Here is a 20,124-nt window from a genome sequence, read left to right as displayed (position 1 = left end):
ATGGCCTCTTCCCCAGTGGCTCCTGGCGGCTTTATTCAACAGCAAAACCTTGTTGAGCAGGTGGCCGACTATTTGACGCAAGCGATTATCCAGCAACACTTTTTGCCTGGAGAGCGGCTTTCAGAAGTGCAGCTTTCCCGGGATTTAGGCGTTAGCCGTGCGCCGGTTCGCGAAGCTGCTCGCTTATTGGAAAGTCGTGGGCTTTTAATCTCAAAACCAAGACGCGGTTTTTTTGTTAGGGCGTTGAATGCCGTTGAATTAGAGGATGTTTTCGATCTGCGGTTATGCCTGGAACGCCATGCTATCCAACGCTTATCGGAGCGCTACAGCAGCGACGCTGAGCGCGCGCTAAAACAGCAGGTAGAGATTTTGTGCGACGCGGCAGTCAGCAATGATGGAACACGCCGCATTGAGGAGGATCTGCAGTTTCATCGCTTAATGATTCATCACGCGGGTAATGAGCGGCTGCTGCGGGCATTTGATGGCTTAACCCACGAACTTCGCCTGTGCATTACGCTGATCACCAAAACCCACGAAGCCCCCGATACCATTGCCACCAGTCACTTTAAGCTGCTGGATGCATTAGGTAGCGGCAGTTCTGAGGCTTGCCGTGAGGCCATTGACTACCATATAGGCGTTGCTAGGGATTTTGTGGTCAACAGCGTGGGAGAGTGACTAAGAGAGCGAATGAAGAGTGAGAGGTAGGAATACAAATGGTGTTAGCAGTCGATCACAATGTGCATTGTCATTAGATAAATCAATAGTTCACACCTGAACAGATGTCGCCTTGCTCCAGGTCTGGCAAGATAGCGTTTTCGGACGTTTGACGATCAAGGACACGGCATGGCGCATTTGCTACGCATCGTTATGATTCACGGCCACTTGTCGGGGGTGGTTGAACTCAATGTGGATGGCCACACCAATATTTGCGGCACCAACGCGTCAGGCAAAACCACGCTTCAGCGGTTAGTGCCGGTGTTTTACGGTGAGCTGCCCAATAAGGTGGTGCCGAAAACCCGCATGAAGTTTGATGCCTTCTACTTGCCCACTCGTCAAAGCTATCTCGTTTACGAATACCGCCGCGAAGCAGGCAATGTTTGCCAAGTCGTGCTGACGCGCAAGCAAGAAGGTGGCGTGGAGTACCGTTTTGTCGGTGCCCCTTACCGGCCAGAAGACTATCTGATCGAAACTGAAAAAGGCCCCTTAGCGCTGGAGTACCCACAGTGGTCTAGCGGACTGCGTCGCAGCGGGATTGCTGTCTCTTCCAAATTGGGAGCCACCTCCGAGTTTCGCTCGGTGATTCAAAACGATTTTACCCAGCTGCACGGTAATAGCCGCGATGGATTAAAGCTGCGCCAAATTGCAGCGCAGTTTAGTTTGGTTAACCCTGAACGGCGTATCCGTCATATCGAAAAACTGGTCTCTGCTGTGCATGCGAAAGAGGGCAAGATGGATACCCTCAAAACCATGCTGGCGGCAATTTTCGAAGAGGATGGCGTCGAGCTGCCGGTCACCCGCATTCGCAGTGCCAAAGCGCGGGAGTGGATTGCCCAGATGCGCCAGTCCATGCGCCTTGAGCCGCTGCAAGCTTCGCTGACTAAGCTTGGCGGTATCGACCGCGAATTGGCCCAGTTAGAGACCACGCTTTGGCAGTTGAAACCCCAGCTAAGCGCCGACCATCAGCAGGCAGAGCAGCGCATTGCGGATCTGGATGGTGAGCTAAACCGCCACCAGCGCGAGTTCCAACAGCGTGAAAATGCCTACACCCAGCAGCGCGATGAGCTGAACGATCGCCACAGTGAAGTCGCAAGCGACTTGCAGCACACGCAGCGCCGCCTGAATGATCTGCAAACCCAGTTTGAGCACTACGCCGATGCCGACATGACTGGCCTGGAGCGAGACATCAACGCCTTGCCCCAGTGGCGTGAACAGCGTGATCAGCTTCAGAAGCATCTGCAGGTCATGCAAGACGCGGTAAAAGAGAGCCAGGCGCGCTTAGATGGCCGGTTACGCGAGCTTTCCGAAGCACTTGCCCGCCAAACCCAAGAAAACCAGGAGTTGATAGATGCCCTGGTCGAGGAAAAAGCCCAACGCCGAGAGCAGCAATGGCAAGCCGAACAGCAGCATAACGAGCGTTATCAGCAAGAGCGCCAACGGCTAGAGGGTGAGTATCAAGCGCAGTTAGAGTTGGGTGTTGAGCAGCTTGCCGAATTAAAAGCGCAGCTGGCAATGCCCACCCAAACCGTTGAAGAGGCTCAAGAAGCCGAGCTTGCCCAAGCGCGTTTAGACCAAACACAGCAGGAACGCAGCGCCGCTGCGGCCACGTTGGAAGCTCTACGCCGCGAGCTTGAAAGCCACAAACGTGAACGCGATGCCGCCGAGCAGCAGTTGGTGCAGTGTCGTCAGCAGCGTGAGCGAGCTGAACAACACTGCTATGCGCTCTATCAACAGCGCGACCCCGAACAGGGCAGCTTGCGCCACTTCTTGCGCTACCACCGTCCTGGTTGGGAGCAGCAACTCGGCAAGGTCATTGCCCCAGAACTGCTTGAACGTCGAGATCTCGCCCCGCAGCTTGCTGAAGACGCCAGCGATGACCTGTTCGGGCTAGCGCTGGACCTAAGCGCTATTGCGCTGCCGGATTACGCTCAAGACGAAGCCAGTTTGCTGGCGGCGATTGAAGAGGCGAATGGCGCTAAACAGCGTGCTCAAACGGAATGTGTCGCTGCCGAAAAAGCCCTAAAGCAGCACAACGAACGGGTTCAGCAGGCTGATGAGGCGCAAGATCAGGCGCGCATGGGGTATCAGCGGGCCGAACAGGAAGTGGAGTATGCCCTTGAGGCTCGCCGCCAGCAGCAAGAGCGCCATACCAAGCGTCAGCAGGCTCGCCGAGCCGAGCACCAAGCGGCGTTGACTCGCCAAGAGCAGGCTCAGGCCGAACTGCGCGAAGAGAAACGCCAGGCGCTTGACGAGCTTGCTGAGACGCATCAAGGCCAGTTGCTGGAGTTGAAAGCCGACGCGCAAAGCCAATTGGATAGCCTGGATGCGCAGCTACGTCAGTACAAGCAGCAACTTAGCGACGCCAACAAGGAACATCAGCGCCAGTGCAGCGAGTTAGAAGCCGCCTTCAGCCAGGAGCTTGCCGAGCAGGGCGTGGACCCCGCGCAGCTTCAGGAAACGAAGAAACGCTTAGAGCAGCAGAGTGAACGCATTCGTAAAATCGCCGCTCGCCAGGAAGAGCTCACCGAGTACCAACGCTTTATGCGCGTGGAGTGGAGCCAGCACAAGCCCCAGCTAGTGGCTCAGGAAGCCGAACTTGTTCAGCTTGATCAACAGTTGAAGCGTGAAAAAGCGCGCCTCAAAAATGACTTCCATAGCGCACGTGAAGCGCATCAAACGGCGGTTAATGAACTAAAAATTCAGCGCGCAAATGCCCACGGCAGTGTAGAAGCCCTAAAGCCTTTACTGACCCAGTTGGAAAGCTTGGACATCGTTTCAGAGGGTGCGCCCTTAGCGAATGCCGTGGGTGACATGGAGGAGCGCATTGAGCGTGCTCGCCAAGCGTTAACCAGCCGCCATCAGCAGCTTGAACAGCTGCGCCGAGGCTGTCTGGAGGTAGAAAGCCAGCTGATTAAAGATGCCAGCAGCGGCTTTGCCGATGCACTGCAAAGTGAACGTGAGAAGCTGCCAAACGACAGCCCACGACTAGTGTTGCCGCTGCTGCGCGACATGCTAAAACTATTGGAAGATCAACAGCAGCAACTGATTCAGGAAGGACGCAATTTAAGCGATGATCTCGATAAATTCTTTATTGTCTTCCGTGACTTAAACCGCCGTATTAGTGCGCAAAGTCGTCGGCTTTCCGACGAAGTGGCGGATGACCTGCGTTTAGAAGGTATCAGCAAAGCGGAAGTGCGCATTCAATCGACGATTGATGAACTAGGCTTCTGGGAGCCTTTAAAGCTGTTCGCCCAGCGCTACAAAGCGTGGCGAGAATCTGGCCAGATGCTGCCCAGCGACGACTATCTTAATGCACTGGCCGATGTGGTCGATTTGCTGCGCAGCGACCAGCAGTACAGCTTCGAAAGCCTGCTGCGCCTTGAACTGCATCTAAACGAAGGCGGCACTGATCTAGTGATCAAAAACGACCGCCAGTTGTTGGAGTCTTCAAGCCATGGCATGGCCTACCTGATTTTATGTAAGTTCCTGCTGGCGTTTACGCGGCTGCTACGGGGGGATGCGCAAATCGCTATCCACTGGCCGATTGATGAAATCGGCACGCTGGCCTATCACAATGTCGAAAAGTTGTTCGACGCTTGTGACAGCAACCGTATCCACATTGTGGGGGCTTTCCCCAACCCAGAATCGGATGTGCTGCTGCTGTTTGCTAATCGCTACCTGATTGAGCGGGACCCTAACCAGCCCAGCCAGCGCCTGCTAAAACGTATTGAGCCGCGCCTTAGCCCGCTTGCGCAGCGGATCAAGGAGCGTCAGCAAGAGGTGACCGCATGATCGAACATGGCCCGCTATTGGAACGCTTGCTGGCTGGTGAGTTTGTCTGCGCCGTCAGTGATGACAACGCCTTTCGCCATCTGGCAAATGAAGAGACCCGCGACGCGATTGATGACTACCTGCGCCCGCTCAACCGTAGGCTGGCGAGCAATGATGAAGGCAGTGTCTACTTTTTAGCTTGGCGACAGCTGAACGAGGCCGCTCGGGAGCAGCTATCGCGCCAGTTGAGTGACACGGTCAACAGCCTGTTGCCATTGCTGGAATGGTTGCAGCTGGTTCAAGAAGCGCTAGGCCGCGACACCTTAGCGGCCCCTGGCGACGTGCTCAAGCCCGCTGAGTTCAGCGCTAAGTGCGAAGACAACCAAAGCCTGCGTGAGCGTTTGGAACGGCTAGCCACAGACAGCTTCTTTGGTTCCCAGAGCGACCAGTTGGATGCCCAAGTAAAGCAGCTATTCAAGCGCTTGAAAGAGCATGGCTACTTGCTTCAGCCCCACACTGAGCGTCAGGTGTTTGTGGTCACCGGTAAAATTGATTACCTAATCGAGGTGGTGCGCTTTATCCGCGATGAGGAAAACTTGCCCATCGATGCGGAGCGGGAAGAGGGTGCCCAGGAGGCGCTGCTGTGAGCGAACTGGAAAGCCGCCTGCTCAAAACCGGCGCTGAACGGCTGGCGCTGTTGGGCAAGCATGCCGAACGACTGATGCAGGGCTACACTCGCGATGACGTGCCGTTAGACGGACTCAACGACAGTGCGCTGCGCAAGCTGTTGGCTGCTCGAGTGTTATGGCGGCCCGATGAGCAGAGCGGCGTAAAGCTCGCTCCCAAGGTGCGCGAGCTGATCGCTGAAATGCTGGCCGACGAAACCCGCCGCCATGTGAATGCCGATGTTGCGGAAACCCTTGAGCTAATGCGTTCGTTGGTGCACAGCTACCGTGAAGCTCGCAGCCAAGGTGAGCATTGGCGACAGGAGCAGCAACTGCTGCGCCTGCGCCAGGAAGTTGACGATCTAAACGGTCGTTTTGCCGATGCCATTGATAGCCTTTGGCAGCGGCTCAATAGCGATTTCGGCTTTGTTAGCCAGTTGAGCGATAAGATCCGCGAAAACGACCGTGCCCAGAAGCAGATTGTTAGGTTGCTAGATGGCCTGGCACTGATCGACTTCGATGAACTGATTGCGTTAGTAGGCAGCGATGGCAGCCTGCGCAAGCTACTCATCAGCCAGCTACAGCAGCGCTTAAGCCACCATTACACCAGCCTGCGGGAAGTGCAACGGCGGTTAATTGAGCTAATGGCACGCTTTCGCAAACAGCAGGCACGCAGCCGCCTGATCAGCGGCATGGTCGCGTTTATGCGCGAACATCCAGGCTTTGTGCCGAGTAATTACGCCAAACGCAGCGATGTACCAGCGTTGTTTAACCACGCTGCGCCGTTACACGCCGCCGCTGCGCCAGCGCTAGATCGCGCGCTGGAAAGTCGCGTGCTGGCAGAACTGCTGCATGAGTTGCCAACCCCACGCCATGCCACGCAAACCGTTGAGTCGGCAGTGCCTGCGCTCACGCCGGAAGATAACCTCGCCGCTGCGCGCCAGCAGGCGCTTAAACAAGATGTTGAACGCTTTTACCTCGCAGTGTTAGACCAGCCCCCCGCCGAGCCAATCAGCGCCCTCGCTTATCTGTATGACAGCCAGCTCGATTGGCCCGATGAAATTTGGCTGTTTCAGGTTATCTCCGAATACCAGGGCTTGCCACGTAGCGAGCAGCAGGCGTTTCGCCTACACCAAGACGAGTCACCTGCCAGCCCATTTAATGATCTGCGCCTGATTCATGACGTTGCACTGGCGGTGGCGGTATGACGTTATCAGGCCGCGCCCGTGCCGGGCTTAACAGTGTTGTTCGAGAGCTTAACCGCCAGCCCGTGGTAGAAAAATCTCGTGGCAAGTGGGTCGAAGATGTAGTGGCATGGTGCCATCAGCAAGATATTGACCTAGGTATGCGGCTTTCCAGCCAAGCGCTGCGTTTTGATGCTAAGCTCATGGCGCAAATCGACAGCATGTTGGAGAGTGACCGTTTGGCACCGCTAGGGCGCTCGTTAAGTGGTTTAAGCAGTGCCGCCCAAGCAGCTGAAGGGGTTGAAGAGGATAAAAGCCGCCGCGAAGGCCCTCGTGCAAAACGCGTGCTGATTAACTTGCCGCCGCAGCCCTCTGCATGGCTTGCGCCAGAGCCGCGCAGCATACGCGATGTTGATGTAAGCGGCTTGAAGCTGGCGGTGTTTGGTGCGCTCGTCCAAGTGGAAAACCTGGATAGCTTCTACGCGTTTTCGCCAGAGATAGCAGCGCTGAGCGGCTACGCTAACCCGCTGGTCGTTTACCGTGGTGACAGCCATTACGGTGGTGGCTTTGCCCAACTGACAACAGCATGGCGCAAAACCAATCGGCCACACCTCTACGCCGGTGACTTCGATGCCAAGGGCGTGACCCTAGCCCTAGACAGCGGCGCCACACATCTGCTGCTACCCGACATCGAGTGGCTTACCCAGCACGTCACGCCCCTACACCAACCCGCTGAACAACTGCCATTCCAACGCCGCCTACGTCAACTTAACGTTACGTTGCCTAGCCACCACCTTCTACGCCCATACTTAACCCTGCTGGAAAAACAGCGCGGGCTAAAACAGCAATGGTTCGGAGGGGAGCTAGTGTGTGTATCGCTCAGTTAAAAGCAGTCTTAGGGCTGTAATGCCGGTCGGTTAAGGCTGACTGGCATTAGCCGATGGGCTGGGTTTTTTTGTTTAATAAGTGCCTGAAAATGACTCCACCCAAGTCCTCCGAGCCGCCCCCGTCATTCCCGCAGGCCCTTAGCGGGAATCCATGTTGACCTGGGATTTCGGGCTGCTGCAGGTCAAGATCAAGGTCAAGGTCAAGGTGGATTCCCGATAACCCCACTCGGGAATGACAGTGCGGTGACTCGGGAATGATGTGCGGTGCACGCTTCGGGAGGTGGCCGCTTTGCTATATGGGGCTAGGGGATAATGCCAGTCAGCCTTCAATGACTGGCATTAGTATTAGGGCTGTCACTTAACTCTACTATTTCAAGCTCTTCCTTAATTGACCGCTAACAGGCTTGTCGACAAGCGACGTTTGGACTGTTTTCCAAAATTGGCTTTGCTCTAAAAGGAATAAATCGGGTAGATTCAGGTGAGAGGACTGCATCAACCGTTTTCGAGCCTAAGCGGCCATCTGCCAGTGCATATTTACAGATCCTGTTAGTTAGCAATGCGCGCTTTTCTGATAAGGCCTAAGCTATAAAGACGTTTTCATGTTCCGTAGAGCAACCAATGAACAATAACCGCTACAGGATCAGGGCGATGAGTCGCGAAGAGTTGGACCTCGCGATGGAATGGGCCGCAAAGGAAGGCTGGAATCCGGGGTTCCACGATGCCGACTGCTATTTTTCCGCCGACCCGAAGGGTTTCCTCGTCGGCCTGCTTGACGACGAGCCTATCGCCACCATCTCGGTGATCAAATACGACGACGCCTTTGGTTTTCTTGGCTTCTATATCGTCAAGCCGGAATACCGGGGACAAGGGTATGGGCTTCAACTATGGCAGGCCGGGATGAGCTATCTTCAAGGCCTGCACATCGGACTCGATGGTGTCTTTGATCAGCAGGAAAATTACCGGAAATCCGGTTTTACGCTGGCCTATCGCAACATTCGCTACGAGGGAAGGGGTGGCGGAAAGGCGCCTCAACACGCTGGGGTCGTCGAGCTATCCAGCCTGCCTTTTGAGACCATTGACGCCTATGACCGGCCCTTTTTTCCTGCCAACAGGGAACAGTTCACCCGTGCCTGGATCAGCCAGCCCGATGCTCATGCACTGGGCGTGATGCAGCATGACAGGCTGTCTGGCTATGGGGTTATCCGGAAATGCCGCAACGGTTACAAGGTCGGTCCCCTGTTAGCGGACAGCCCGGCATTGGCCGAGTCGCTTCTTCTCGCCTTGAGAGCCCGCACGACGCCATCGGACCCGATTTTCCTTGATGTGCCAGCCATCAACCCTGCGGCTGTGTCATTGGCTGAGCAGTATGGCATGAGGGAGTCATTTGAAACCGCCCGAATGTACCGGGGGGAGGCGCCAACCCTGCCGTTAGCTCGCCTATTTGGCGTGGCGTCTTTTGAAATCGGATGAGCGGGTGATGGGGTAAGCCGACTTCTACTATGAAGTGACGCTCAATCCCATGGCTATCGGAGATTTACCTCAAATCGTGAAGCACGACCCAGTCTGGTTGCCCTGTGGGCAACCCACGCCCTGGATCGGCTCTGCCACTCCGTTGATTCACCGCATGGGGCAAAACTTGCTGAGTAAATAAATTAGGATGATAGGCAGGGGAGACAGCTCGAAATCTAGTTTTCCTACAGCCTCGTTAGGAGTGAGATGAACCATCGATTCGTAGTCACCGGCGGCCCTGGTGGTGGAAAAACGACCATTCTGAGTGCTCTAGCGGAGCGTGGATATAGCTTCGCACCGGAGTCCGCTAGGAAAATAATCAAAGAGCGGTTAGCGGCGGGGTTATCGCCTCGACCGGACCCTGTCTCTTTTGCCAAAGAGATACTTAGTGCGGATATCGAAAAGTATCAGAATGCAGCCTCCTGCGACTATGCCATGTTGTTTGATCGCGGAGTACTGGATGCGCTGTATATGCTCGATGCGGAGAGCGCATTAACGCGAGCTGAAATAGCGCAATACGTTCAAAAATTTCCATATAACAGCGTTATCTTTCTTCTGCCGCCATGGAAAGAAATTTACGATACTGATTCAGAGCGTGATCAAACGTTTGAGGAGTCCGTAGCGGTGTTTGACGGTATGAAAAGGTGGTATTCGCAGTGGGGGTACGAAACACTGGAAGTCCCACGAGGCAATATTAATGAGCGTGTTGCGTTCATTTTGCAGCGTATACATACTCCCTAACCATTCACGGTTGGCGGAAAATTTTTCCACCGCTTCGCGGCTCAAAATTTTCCGCAGAGCGCGGCGTTATGCGCCATATAGCCATTTTCCCAACCTCTGGACTGGGGAAGGGGGAGAGTGCTAGCCATATCCAACTTAGAGGTAAATTTCAGTGGACAGTACATCAAGTAAGGTTAAAGGCCATTGTCGTTGCGGGCAGGTAGAATTTGAGGTTAGCGCTAAGCCAATGATCACCATGGCATGTCACTGCACAGGATGTCAGCAAATGACATCTAGCGCGTTTAGCTTGAGTTCGCTTTATCCAAGCGAGGCATTCTCAATCAAAACCGGAGAGCCTGTTATCGGTGGGCTGCATGGGAACACTCGCCACTATTTCTGCGGGCATTGTATGAGCTGGCTGTTCACTCGACCCGAAGGTATGGATAACTTTGTTAATGTTCGCTCAACGTTGCTAGAGGATTCTCGAACCTACAAACCATTTATTGAAACTTACACAGATGAAAAACTGGAGTGGGCTACCACTGGCGCAGAGCATAGTTTTTGTAAGTTTCCAGCGCAGGAAAAGCTTCCCGAATTGCTTCGAGAGTATGCGCAAAAACAGGGATAAACACAGCAGCGATGAATAGGGTGTGGCACTAAACAATCAGCTACAGTGGAACAGTTTATACTTCGCTTCAATCGTCCGCTGAATTTGGTGCCATTTGCTATCATCAGTTACCTTCTATCTCAGAGTGTTTTTATGAAACTTATTCCTCTATTAAAGCAACCTCGAATTCACTGACGAGCAAAGTGTTAACTCAATAGTTTTTATTGTTTAATATTAGCTTGAGGTTTAGTATGCAGAATAAACATTGGTCAAAATATCAGTTGCTACATGAAGTAGTGACTAATCCTAATATCTCAATAAAGGGTACTCACAGTTATTACAGTGATTGCTGGGACAACGGCTTTGAAGAGTCGGTTATTAGGTATCTACATGGTGACGAAGTGAGTCGTAAGTGGGAGCCGCGTTGGGAAATCGATAAGCTTCATATTGGTGATTATGTCTGTATTGGCGCGGAAGTCATTATTTTGATGGGCGGAAATCATACCCATCGAGCAGATTGGTTCTGTTTATACCCATTTATGGACTACATTGATGAAGCATATGTTGGTAAAGGGGATACCTTTATAGGTGATGGTGCATGGCTTGGAATGAGAGCGATGATAATGCCTGGCGTCACTATCGGAGAAGGAGCTATTGTTGCAGCCAATAGTGTTGTTACTAAAGACGTTGCTCCCTATAGTGTAGTTGGTGGTACACCGGCAAAACTAGTCAAGTATCGCTTTGAGATATCTGTAATTGATGAGCTTTTGCAGTTGAAAATATATGATTGGCCTACAGAAAAATTTGAAGCATTAAAACGCCATTTGTGTGCATCAGATATTCAGCAACTAAAAAGTGCTGCTTTAGCCTATGATGGTAAAAATAGCACATAACAAGGCATTTAAGAGTGATACCCAACGCTTGGTATTTTCAGTTCAAGGTTGGGTTTCGTGTTTGCGGTGCAATGGTTTAGGCTTGGTGACAGCGTTGCTCACTACTTAACACGGCGTTATACATAAAGTGAGGTGTACCCAAAAGATGGACTGGAAGTTATTGATACCAACTACAATTGCCACTCTGGCGGCAGTGATTGGCTGGGTTGTAGCCCACAAACTTAATGCTGCGCGTGATGTTAGGAATAAGCAGCGTGAAATTAGACTAAAATACCTTTCTGAAGCATATGATGTCTTTATTGAGCTTGGAAGAAATGTTGACATTCTCGGTAATTATAGGGAAGTTGAGCGAGCGATTAGCTATATTCATTTGTACGGAAATACCAAACAAGTTGAATTATGCGATAAGTTTGTGAATGACATAGCCTTGTCAGGAAGTGCTAATCATACTGAGTTGGTTGTTGAGGTTAGGAATTTTATCAGGTCAGAGCTTGGGCTTAGAGTATTGAGCACCAAACTTAACTTGCTGAAGGTAACCCCGAAAGAAAAATAGTATGACTAGGCGCAGCAGTACGTGCCCTTCGCGCGCAGGACGCTCGCAAGCTCGCGCCTCTATGCTCGACGTTATACCTGAGAGGAACCTCGGATGAGCCTTAAAGATCACTTTGCAATGCTGGCTTCCTACAATCAGTGGATGAACTCAAAGGTTTATGAGGCTGCAGGCCACCTCTCCGCCGCTGATTTAGCCAAAGACCGTGGGGCTTTCTTCGGTTCCATCTTAGGAACCCTAAATCATATCCTAGTGGGTGACACTATCTGGCTCAAACGGTTTGCTACACACCCCTCCTGTGCGGCCTCTTTGCGCGAGGTTGCTGATCTTCCAAAGCCGACCAGGCTAGATCAGATTGCCTTTGAAGATTTTGGTCGTCTATTTGAACACCGAAGCTGGTTGGATCAGCGAATTATTGATTGGGTAACCGAACTATCCGACGGTGACCTGGATTTCGTTCTCAGCTATCGCAATAGCAAAGGGATTCCTGCAAATAAACGATACTCGAGCTTGGTTCTTCATTTCTTTAATCATCACACTCACCATCGTGGGCAAGTTTCTACTTTGCTATCTCAGGCGGGTGTGGATATCGGGGTGACTGACCTGTTGGTTCATATCCCAGAGGAAACCCATGTATAGCCAGGTATGTACTGACGAATCCTAGAGCGATTCCCTACACTGGAAAAATTAGATTATCGCTACTCTAAATCCCGAAAGGGTAAGTTGTTGGCTCGGGTTCGGGTAATTCAAATAATATAAGCCTGCTTGTTGCGCGGTGCGCAACAAGCTATGATGTGTTTATGATTAAATCATTCCGCCACAAGGGACTCAAGCGCTTCTACGCTAGTGGTAGCACCTCTGGTATACAGGCGGATCATGCCAAGAAATTGCGTATGCAGCTTGCCGCTCTGGACACGGCCGTGTCAGTAGAAGATATGGATATCCCTGGTTTTAGGCTCCACCCTTTGAAGGGGAGAGACAAAGCGCGGTGGTCAATTTGGATCAACGGAAATTGGCGCATGACGTTCGAATTTCGAGATGGCAATGCGTACATTCTTGATTATGAGGATTATCACTAATGACGATGCATAATCCGCCGCATCCCGGCGAATTTATTCGGGAAGTGTACCTAGAACCTTTTGGTATAAGCTCCCGTCAGCTTGCTTCCAACTTGGGCGTTTCACCATCCACCTTGTCACGGTTGCTCAAAGGGGATAGTGGCATTAGCCCCGAAATGTCTTTGCGCTTGTCGAAGGTTCTCGGACGTACCCCGGAGAGCTGGCTATCAATGCAGGACATGTATGACCTATGGGTGGCTCGCAGCACAATTAATTTGGACGACCTGCAGCCATTGGACTTTGAGGCCGCTTAACGATTGCGACTGTTGTCGTTGGCATCCTGTCGTAAAAAGCTGAGCAACCAAACTTATTGGAAATCTGTATGCCGCCAGACTAGGTTCAGGTTTCTAAAGAGAAAGCACGGACGCGATATGAACCTACTCTTCCTCGGTACCTCCGCCGGTGTGCCCACCAAACAAAGAAATGTCTCCGGGATCGCTTTGCGTGAAAGCAAAGGTAAGGGGTGGTACCTGGTTGATTGTGGTGAGGGCACCCAGCATCAGGTCTTGCATACCAAGCTGTCGTTCCATTCGTTGAAGGCCATCTTGATTACCCATGTGCACGGCGACCACTGCTACGGGCTGCCGGGCATTCTGGCGAGTGCGGCCATGGGGGGCCGGAAAGTGCCGCTGACCATCGTTGCGCCCGCAGGTATCAAAACTTGGTTGGCGGCAACCTGTGAGGTGACGCAGCTATGCTTACCTTTTGCCTTGGAGTTTATCGCCTCAGACGACCTGCCAAGCGTTGAGTTTGAGAACATCGCGGTTGAGACATTCAGCCTTTCACATCGGGTGGCGTCTTATGCCTATGCATTTACGGAGCGAAAGGTTGATGCTGCCCTGGACATGGAAAAGCTAGCGCAAAAGGGGATTCCAAGAGGGCCGTTGTGGGGGCAGTTGAAGCAAGGGGTTGATATTGAGTTTGCAGGTGAGCCGTTAAAAAGCCATGACTACCTAATCTTCAAGAACACGCCCAGGAAAGTAGTGATCGCTGGGGATAATGATCAACCTGACTTATTGAACGAGGCGTGTGCAGAGGCGCAGGTGCTGGTGCATGAGGCCACCTATACCGAAGAGATGGCTGAGAAGGTCGGTGATGTGGGGCATAGTTACGCCAAGCTTGTCGCAGCTTTTGCCGAATCGATAAAGCTACCTAATTTGGTGCTGACGCACTTCAGCCCGCGTTATCAGTTTAGCCCCAATGCGTCGCCGTCCATCGAGGACATCCGCAAAGAAGCTGAGGGCGCCTATTCAGGCTCGCTTTTCTTGGCGCGGGATTTTGGCGAATATACCTTAGAAAAAACGGGCCACTTTTCTGAGGTGGTGGGCGAGTAGTTTTTCCGCGCGTTTATCAGTAGTGATACCGAAACTGGGCGATTAGCAACGCTTCGTAGTCTTCAAGCACTGGCTTCCAGGGAAGCCAGTGCTTACTTCGTTATTTCAAAAGCTATTTCAAAAACTCCCGCAGCGTTTCGCTGGCTTGGTCGATGGAGACGACGCCATCTAAATGACCGCGGTTGCCTTCCAGGGTTTCAAGCGTCACTTCGGTGCCGTCGGCTTCTATCAGCTCGGCAGTGCGGCGCACGCCTTCGGGGGCGAAGACGAGGTCGTTTTCGCTATACAGCATCAGCGTGGGGGCGTCGATGGCGGCCAGTCCTTCTTCTAGTGAATCACCGTGGCCCGCCATAAAGAGTTGGTTGGCGCGAACCAAGTACAGCAGATGGTTGGCATCAGAAAGTTCGGCGCGGGCGGCGGCGACGTCATCCAGCGTTTGCTCAATGGCGTAGCGGGCGTTGATATCTTGAGCGGGATCGCGCTCTTCGTCGGCCCAATCGCGGTTGAAGGTTTCGTTGGCCCACTGCCAGTGATTGGCGTTGAGAGTGACGATCTTGAGCGCTTCTTTTAGGCCATCGGTGGGTGGCTCGCCATCATAGTAGTCGCCCTCATTCCAGTTGGCGTCTAAGCGGATGGGCGCCGCCCAAGCGCTAAGCGTTGCCAGCAACCAGGGGTCGGTAACGCCGCCACCGATAACGGGAATCAACCTATCCACTTTGTCAGGGTAAGCACTGGCCCATTCAAACGCTTGAAGCGCCCCCATTGAGGCACCCATGACCGCGTGTAGTGACTCAATGCCCTGGCTCTCTAACAACGCACGCTGTACCTCGACAAAGTCACGGATCGTTACCACAGGAAAATCCATTCCCCACGGTTCGCCGGTGTCTGGATTGATAGAGGCGGGGCCAGTGGTGGTGACATTGGGGTCGTGGGCGTTGAGGTTCACCAGCGTATCGGACGCAATAATGTAGTACTCGTCGGTATCCAGTGGTTTGCCGGGGCCAATGATGGCATCCCAGTAGCCGGTTGGCTCGCCATCCGGGTCATAACGACCTGCTGCGTTGCTGGTACCAGAGAAGAAATGGGTGATTAAGATGGCATTGTCACGGGCGTCGTTTAATTCACCGTAGGCTTCCCAACCCACCGCAAGTTCGGGAATCATCTCGCCGCCTTGAGTGGTGAAGTCTTGCATCTCGAAGGTTTGCTTTTCGACGACGCCATCCCAGGCCAGTAGCGGTGATGCTGCCAGTAATCCGAGGCTGGTAACTGTCACCACGGTTAATAAAGAGTGTCGTTGCTTGAGAACCATACGCCTTCCTTAAATGAGGGATTGTTATGATTATTGTTGGCAACGGCTGCGTTGCCACCCTCATAGCGTAGTCGGCTTTAGCGCATTTTAAATGGGTTTAGCCCGTTAGCTTGTTGCATCATCATGCGTTTGGCGAGCGGTACGCGTTCGGCAAGGTGCAGGCTGAGATCACCCAGCTGGCGTAGCGGTTTTGCACCGGTAAACAAGTGATGGAAGCTGTCGGTGGCGGCAATCATGGCTTGGTTGGCCAAGCGGCGCTGGCATTCGAAGCGGTGCAGGCTGATAGCGTCACCTGGGTCGCGGCTTTTGATGATCAGCTCTGCCAGGGTATCGGCATCGTGCAGGCCAATATTCAGCCCTTGCCCTGCCAACGGATGCACCACGTGGGCGGCATCGCCAATCAGGGCTAAGCGCTTGCCGATATAGCGTTTGGCGTGCTGGCGTCTAATTGGAAAGCTCGCCTTTGCGACCACACGGGTTAGCTTGCCTAGCCGCTTGGGAAAGGCTGTTTCAACGGTCGTTTTTAGGGCGTCGTTGGAGAGCTGTTCGCGGGCTTTGGTGGCTTCGTCGCTGTCATACCACACCAACGATGCACGATGGCCTGGTAAGGGAAGCATGGCAATCGGGCCGGTGGGGGTGAAGCACTGCCAGCTAATATCCTGTTGGGGTAGCTCGGTTTCCACGTTAATAATCATCGCCCGCTGATGGTAGTCGTAGCTACTAACGGCAATGCCAGCAAGTTCTCGTAGCGTCGAATGCGCGCCATCTGCGCCAACAATCAAGCGGGCGCTTAAGGTTTTGCCGTTATCTAACTCCAGCATGCGGCCGGTGCTGGCCGCCATGGTGCTGAGCGGTGCGCACTGGGTGTAGCAGGTCACGCTGGGAAGATTCTCTAAACGTTGCCACAACGCATATTGCAGGGTGCGGTTTTCGATAAAAATGCCGAAGTCGTCCATACCACTGTCCTGGGCAGAAAACAGCGAGTGGCCGGAGCCATCCTGGTTGGCGACATCAATATGACGAAACGGGCAGCAGCGCTCTTCGGGAAGTACGGTGCCGCTCGCTTTTACAAACGCCAATGAACGGGCATTGAGTGAGGAGATACGCAGGTCATAATCGCCGCTGAGCGGGGTGGGGGCGCTGCCGCGTTCTACCAGCCCAACCGACATGCCGGTATGGCCTAAACGAGCCGCCAGAGCGGCACCCACCATGCCACCGCCGACAATGATAATCTCGTGATCCCACTGCATGAGACACTCCTTACGTTGAATAACGAGGGCATATTGCATACCCCTTTATTGTCATACAGTATCGGTTACTTGTCGCAGTGTTGCATAGGGTGATCCATTGACGCAGGCCGTGGAAATGACAGATAGCATCGCGCAGGCGGGGAAAGCGCTGGCGGAGTTTATTGAGCGCCACCCTAAACTGTGGGTGATTACTGGCGCGGGAGTAAGCACCGACAGCGGCATTCCTGATTACCGCGATGCCGACGGGCAGTGGAAGCGACCGCCGCCGGTACAGCATGGCGATTTTATGGCCTCACTTGCCGTGCGCCAGCGCTATTGGGCGCGGGCGCTGATCGGTTTCAAAGCCATGCGTGAAGCCCAAGTGAGCGGTGCGCATAAAGCGCTAGCGGCGCTTGAAAGCATGGGCTATGTGGAGCTGTTGGTGACACAGAACGTAGACCGTCTGCATCAGTGGGCGGGTTCTAGCAAGGTCATTGATCTGCACGGACGAGCAGACGTGGTGGCGTGCATGACATGCGGTTATCAACTTATGCGTCACGCCATGCACAGCGAAATGGCCAGGATGAACCCGCGTTTTGCAGCGCTAGATGCCCACCATGCGCCCGACGGCGATGCGGATTTAGAAACTGATTTTTCGACGTTTAAGGTGCTGGATTGCCCGCGCTGCCAAGGCATCTTAAAGCCCCAGGTTGTCTATTACGGCGATGTGGTGCCGCCAGCGCGGCGCTTGGCTGCCCAAGCAGGGCTGCAAAACGCCGATGCCGTGTTGGCTGTGGGTACCTCGTTGATGGTGTATTCCGGCTACCGCTTCTGCCGTGATGCCCACGCCATGGGTTTGCCGGTGGCCTCGCTGTCGTTGGGCGTCACTCGCGCCGATGCGCTATTAACCCATCAGTGGCGTGCGCCGTTAACACCAGTGTTAGAGCATGCTGTCGGCTGTTTGCAGCAGCGTTTACTTGACTAAAGTGCTAGGGTATTAGGCAACGATTGTCACCAACAGCGGAGTCGCCCGTGCTGTCATTTGAACACCAGTTTGCAACGCTTCCCGAGCCACTGTGGATGGCCTGCCAGCCCACGCCAGTGAGCCAGCCCACGCTGATTGCATTTAATGAGCGCCTGGCAGAAACGCTGGGGGTTAAGACAGGGCTGAAGAGTAAGCCTGATGATGCCACCCTTGCCCAGTGGTTTAGTGGCAATCAGTTGCCGCCGGGCGCAGAGCCACGGGCGCTGGGTTACGCTGGGCATCAGTTTGGTAACTTTGTACCGCAGCTGGGCGATGGCCGCGCATTGTTACTGGGGGAGGTCATCGACCAGAATGGCATACGGCGCGACGTTCAGCTCAAGGGCAGCGGGCGCACGCCATTTTCCCGTGGTGGTGATGGTCGTTCGCCGCTGGGGCCGGTGCTGCGGGAGTATCTGGTCAGTGAATTTATGGCTGCAATGGGCGTACCCACCACCCGTGCGTTAGCTGCTGTTTCGACCGGTGAGCGAGTCGTGCGCCAACTGCCTGAGCCCGGCGCAGTATTTACTCGCGTGGCAAGCAGTCATATTCGTGTGGGCACCTTTCAATTTGCTGCGATACGCAGAGATGAAGCTGCCCTGAAAGCGTTGGCCGACCATGTGATTGAGCGTCACTATCCCGAAGCCGCTAGTGCAGACGATCCTTATTTAGCCTTGTTAGAGGCGGTGGTTGCTCGCCAAGCAGCGCTGGTGGCGCGGTGGATGAGCCTTGGGTTTATTCATGGCGTGATGAATACCGACAACTGCAGCATTGCCGGAGAAACCATTGATTACGGCCCCTGTGCCTTTATGGAGCAGTTTGACCCGCAAAAAGTCTACAGCTCGATTGATCAAGGCAAGCGCTATGCCTTTGATAACCAGCCCGCCATTGCTCAATGGAACCTAGCCCGCTTTGCCGAAACGCTGCTGCCGCTGATGCGCGAAGAGGGCGATACCGTCGTCGAGCAGGCCACCGATATCATCCGCCGCTTTGGGCCACTGTTTGATGCCGAGCAGCGCCGCCTGCATGCGGATAAGCTCGGCCTTGCAGCAGACAGCGACCAAGCGGTACCGCTAATGGAGATGCTGGAAAGCCAGATGCACCAGGGGCGGATGGATATGACCGCCACCTTTGATGCGCTGACACATTACGCCAGCACCTCAAGTGAAACGCATAAAGAAGCACTGCTGGCGCTGACCACCCAGCCCAATGAGTTGGCGGCATGGCTAGATAAGTGGCAAGCCGCACAGGTTGCCAGCCAAGACAGCGAGCGCTTAGCGGCTATGCGGGGAGCCAATCCGGTTGTTATTCCCCGCAATCACCGCGTTCAGGAAGTTATTGATGCGGCTTACGAGGGCGATTTTGCGCCGTTTCACAGCTTACTTGCTGTGGTCACCCAGCCCTTTGATGAATCCGCACAAGCACGCCGCCTTGCAGCCCCCGCAACGGAAAACGAGCAGGTACTAAGAACGTTTTGCGGTACGTAACCTCGGCTTTTCCTGTGGTAAACTGTGATTATCTACAGGTAAGGGCGGAGGCAAGGGCAACCTGTGCGCAAAATTATTCATTGCGACTGTGACTGCTTCTACGCAGCGGTTGAAATGCGCGACAACCCAGCGCTTAACGATGTGCCTATTGCGATAGGCGGCAGCGTTGAGCAGCGCGGGGTTGTCGCTACCTGTAACTACCCCGCCCGCGAATTTGGCATCCACTCGGCCATGCCCATGGCGCAGGCACTCAAACGCTGCCCACATTTGACCGTTATCCGCGGTGATATGGCCAAATACAAAGCGGTGGCGCGTCAAGTATTTGCGATTTATCGCGATGTGACTGAACTGATTGAACCGCTCTCGCTAGATGAAGCCTTTTTAGACGTTACTGATATTTCCCTGTGCAACGGCAGCGCCACCCGGATGGCCGAAGCGATTCGCCAACGGGTTAAGCAGGAAGTAGGCATTACCGTCTCGGCAGGTGTCGCACCCAATAAGTTTCTTGCCAAAATTGCCAGCGACTGGCGCAAGCCCGATGGTCTGTTTGTGATCACGCCGAACGATATCGATGGCTTTGTGCAGCAACTGCCGGTCAAGAAAATCCACGGCGTAGGGCCGCGCACGGCTGAAAAATTGGCGGGGTTGGGTATTCAAACTTGTGCGGATTTGCGGTCTCGTCCGCTCACTGAGCTGGTCGAACAGTTTGGCCGCTTCGGTCATCGGCTGTTCGAGCTTAGCTTTGGGCGCGACGAGCGACCAGTGAAAACTCATCGTGAGCGGAAATCGATCAGCACCGAGCAAACTTACTCCCAGGACTTACCCACCCTGGAAGCCTGTCGCCGACAATTACCAGATCTGCTCAACGACTTAGAGCAGCGCTATGCCAGACTAGACCCCGCGCCCGGCGTGCGTGGCGTCATGGTCAAGGTCAAATTCAACGACTTTACCCAAACCACGGTTGAACACGCCGACCCAGCACCTAGCCTGGATCAATTCGAATCCCTGTTAACTATTGGTTGGGCGCGAGGGGAGAGGCCCGTTCGGCTATTAGGCGTGGGCTATCGTTTGGCAGAAGAAGCCACCGTTCAGCAACTCTCGCTGTTTTAATTAGCCTGTTAAT

19 protein-coding genes are annotated in these 20,124 nt (G+C 53.8%); 17 read left to right on the top strand and 2 right to left on the bottom strand.

Annotated features, from left to right (window positions below):
- From CEK60_RS11295 to CEK60_RS11230, 14 genes are all read left to right on the top strand, one after another.
- Nucleotides 1-675: a GntR family transcriptional regulator gene (locus CEK60_RS11295; RefSeq protein ID WP_089039113.1), complete on the top strand. Its 675-nt coding sequence runs from the start codon at nucleotides 1-3 to the stop codon at nucleotides 673-675.
- A 168-nt stretch (nucleotides 676-843) separates the two neighbouring features.
- Nucleotides 844-4,509 (top strand): ATP-binding protein, encoded by a 3,666-nt coding sequence (locus CEK60_RS11290; RefSeq protein ID WP_089039112.1) that lies wholly within the window; start codon nucleotides 844-846, stop codon nucleotides 4,507-4,509.
- Entirely contained in the window at nucleotides 4,506-5,135 is a 630-nt protein-coding gene (locus tag CEK60_RS11285) for a condensin complex protein MksE (RefSeq protein ID WP_038481552.1), read from the top strand. The genes CEK60_RS11290 and CEK60_RS11285 overlap by 4 nt, the downstream gene beginning before the upstream one ends.
- Complete coding sequence (locus CEK60_RS11280) at nucleotides 5,132-6,361, top strand: hypothetical protein (RefSeq protein WP_089039111.1); 1,230 nt, start codon at nucleotides 5,132-5,134, stop codon at nucleotides 6,359-6,361. Before CEK60_RS11285 ends, CEK60_RS11280 begins: the two co-directional genes overlap by 4 nt.
- Complete coding sequence (locus CEK60_RS11275) at nucleotides 6,358-7,224, top strand: DUF7281 domain-containing protein (protein ID WP_089039110.1); 867 nt, start codon at nucleotides 6,358-6,360, stop codon at nucleotides 7,222-7,224. The genes CEK60_RS11280 and CEK60_RS11275 overlap by 4 nt, the downstream gene beginning before the upstream one ends.
- Nucleotides 7,225-7,872: 648 nt before the next feature.
- Entirely contained in the window at nucleotides 7,873-8,694 is an 822-nt protein-coding gene (locus CEK60_RS11270) for a GNAT family N-acetyltransferase (RefSeq protein WP_232471376.1), read from the top strand.
- A 246-nt stretch (nucleotides 8,695-8,940) separates the two neighbouring features.
- Complete coding sequence (locus CEK60_RS11265; RefSeq protein WP_089039108.1) at nucleotides 8,941-9,474, top strand: AAA family ATPase; 534 nt, start codon at nucleotides 8,941-8,943, stop codon at nucleotides 9,472-9,474.
- Nucleotides 9,475-9,625: 151 nt separating this feature from the next.
- Complete coding sequence (locus tag CEK60_RS11260; protein ID WP_446718628.1) at nucleotides 9,626-10,081, top strand: GFA family protein; 456 nt, start codon at nucleotides 9,626-9,628, stop codon at nucleotides 10,079-10,081.
- A 230-nt stretch (nucleotides 10,082-10,311) separates the two neighbouring features.
- Nucleotides 10,312-10,953, top strand: a complete 642-nt coding sequence (locus CEK60_RS11255) for a CatB-related O-acetyltransferase (RefSeq protein WP_089039106.1) — start codon at nucleotides 10,312-10,314, stop codon at nucleotides 10,951-10,953.
- Nucleotides 10,954-11,098: 145 nt separating this feature from the next.
- Nucleotides 11,099-11,506 (top strand): hypothetical protein, encoded by a 408-nt coding sequence (locus CEK60_RS11250; protein ID WP_089039105.1) that lies wholly within the window; start codon nucleotides 11,099-11,101, stop codon nucleotides 11,504-11,506.
- 93 nt (nucleotides 11,507-11,599) lie between these two features.
- Complete coding sequence (locus CEK60_RS11245) at nucleotides 11,600-12,142, top strand: DinB family protein (RefSeq protein ID WP_089039104.1); 543 nt, start codon at nucleotides 11,600-11,602, stop codon at nucleotides 12,140-12,142.
- A gap of 161 nt (nucleotides 12,143-12,303) precedes the next feature.
- Nucleotides 12,304-12,582, top strand: coding sequence for a type II toxin-antitoxin system RelE/ParE family toxin (locus CEK60_RS11240; RefSeq protein WP_089039103.1), 279 nt, complete (start codon nucleotides 12,304-12,306; stop codon nucleotides 12,580-12,582).
- A complete protein-coding gene (locus CEK60_RS11235; protein WP_089039102.1) occupies nucleotides 12,582-12,875 on the top strand; it encodes a HigA family addiction module antitoxin in 294 nt (97 codons plus the stop codon). The genes CEK60_RS11240 and CEK60_RS11235 overlap by 1 nt, the downstream gene beginning before the upstream one ends.
- A 117-nt stretch (nucleotides 12,876-12,992) precedes the next feature.
- On the top strand, nucleotides 12,993-13,955 hold the full coding sequence (locus tag CEK60_RS11230; protein ID WP_089039101.1) for a ribonuclease Z: 963 nt from the start codon (nucleotides 12,993-12,995) through the stop codon (nucleotides 13,953-13,955).
- Nucleotides 13,956-14,067: 112 nt separating this feature from the next.
- Here CEK60_RS11230 and CEK60_RS11225 read toward each other — a convergent pair whose 3' ends face one another.
- Nucleotides 14,068-15,264, bottom strand: a complete 1,197-nt coding sequence (locus CEK60_RS11225) for an E22 family MetX-like putative esterase (protein WP_089039100.1) — start codon at nucleotides 15,262-15,264, stop codon at nucleotides 14,068-14,070.
- A 77-nt stretch (nucleotides 15,265-15,341) separates the two neighbouring features.
- Entirely contained in the window at nucleotides 15,342-16,514 is a 1,173-nt protein-coding gene (locus tag CEK60_RS11220; RefSeq protein WP_089039099.1) for a UbiH/UbiF/VisC/COQ6 family ubiquinone biosynthesis hydroxylase, read from the bottom strand.
- Nucleotides 16,515-16,629: 115 nt separating this feature from the next.
- On the opposite strand from CEK60_RS11220, the gene CEK60_RS11215 reads away from it, so the two are divergent.
- The 3 genes from CEK60_RS11215 to dinB all read left to right on the top strand — a co-directional run bounded on the left by CEK60_RS11215 (nucleotide 16,630) and on the right by dinB (nucleotide 20,111).
- Nucleotides 16,630-17,478: an NAD-dependent protein deacetylase gene (locus CEK60_RS11215; RefSeq protein ID WP_089040904.1), complete on the top strand. Its 849-nt coding sequence runs from the start codon at nucleotides 16,630-16,632 to the stop codon at nucleotides 17,476-17,478.
- Between the two features lie 47 nt (nucleotides 17,479-17,525).
- Entirely contained in the window at nucleotides 17,526-19,001 is a 1,476-nt protein-coding gene (locus CEK60_RS11210) for a protein adenylyltransferase SelO (protein ID WP_198361356.1), read from the top strand.
- A gap of 63 nt (nucleotides 19,002-19,064) precedes the next feature.
- Complete coding sequence (gene dinB, locus CEK60_RS11205) at nucleotides 19,065-20,111, top strand: DNA polymerase IV (RefSeq protein ID WP_089039097.1); 1,047 nt, start codon at nucleotides 19,065-19,067, stop codon at nucleotides 20,109-20,111.
- The last annotated feature ends 13 nt before the right edge of the window (nucleotides 20,112-20,124 follow it).

It is taken from the genome of Halomonas sp. N3-2A, assembly GCF_002216165.1.
Lineage (GTDB): Bacteria > Pseudomonadota > Gammaproteobacteria > Pseudomonadales > Halomonadaceae > Vreelandella.
Note: the sequence above shows the minus strand (reverse complement) of the source record. Positions and strands in the feature narration are given on the sequence as shown.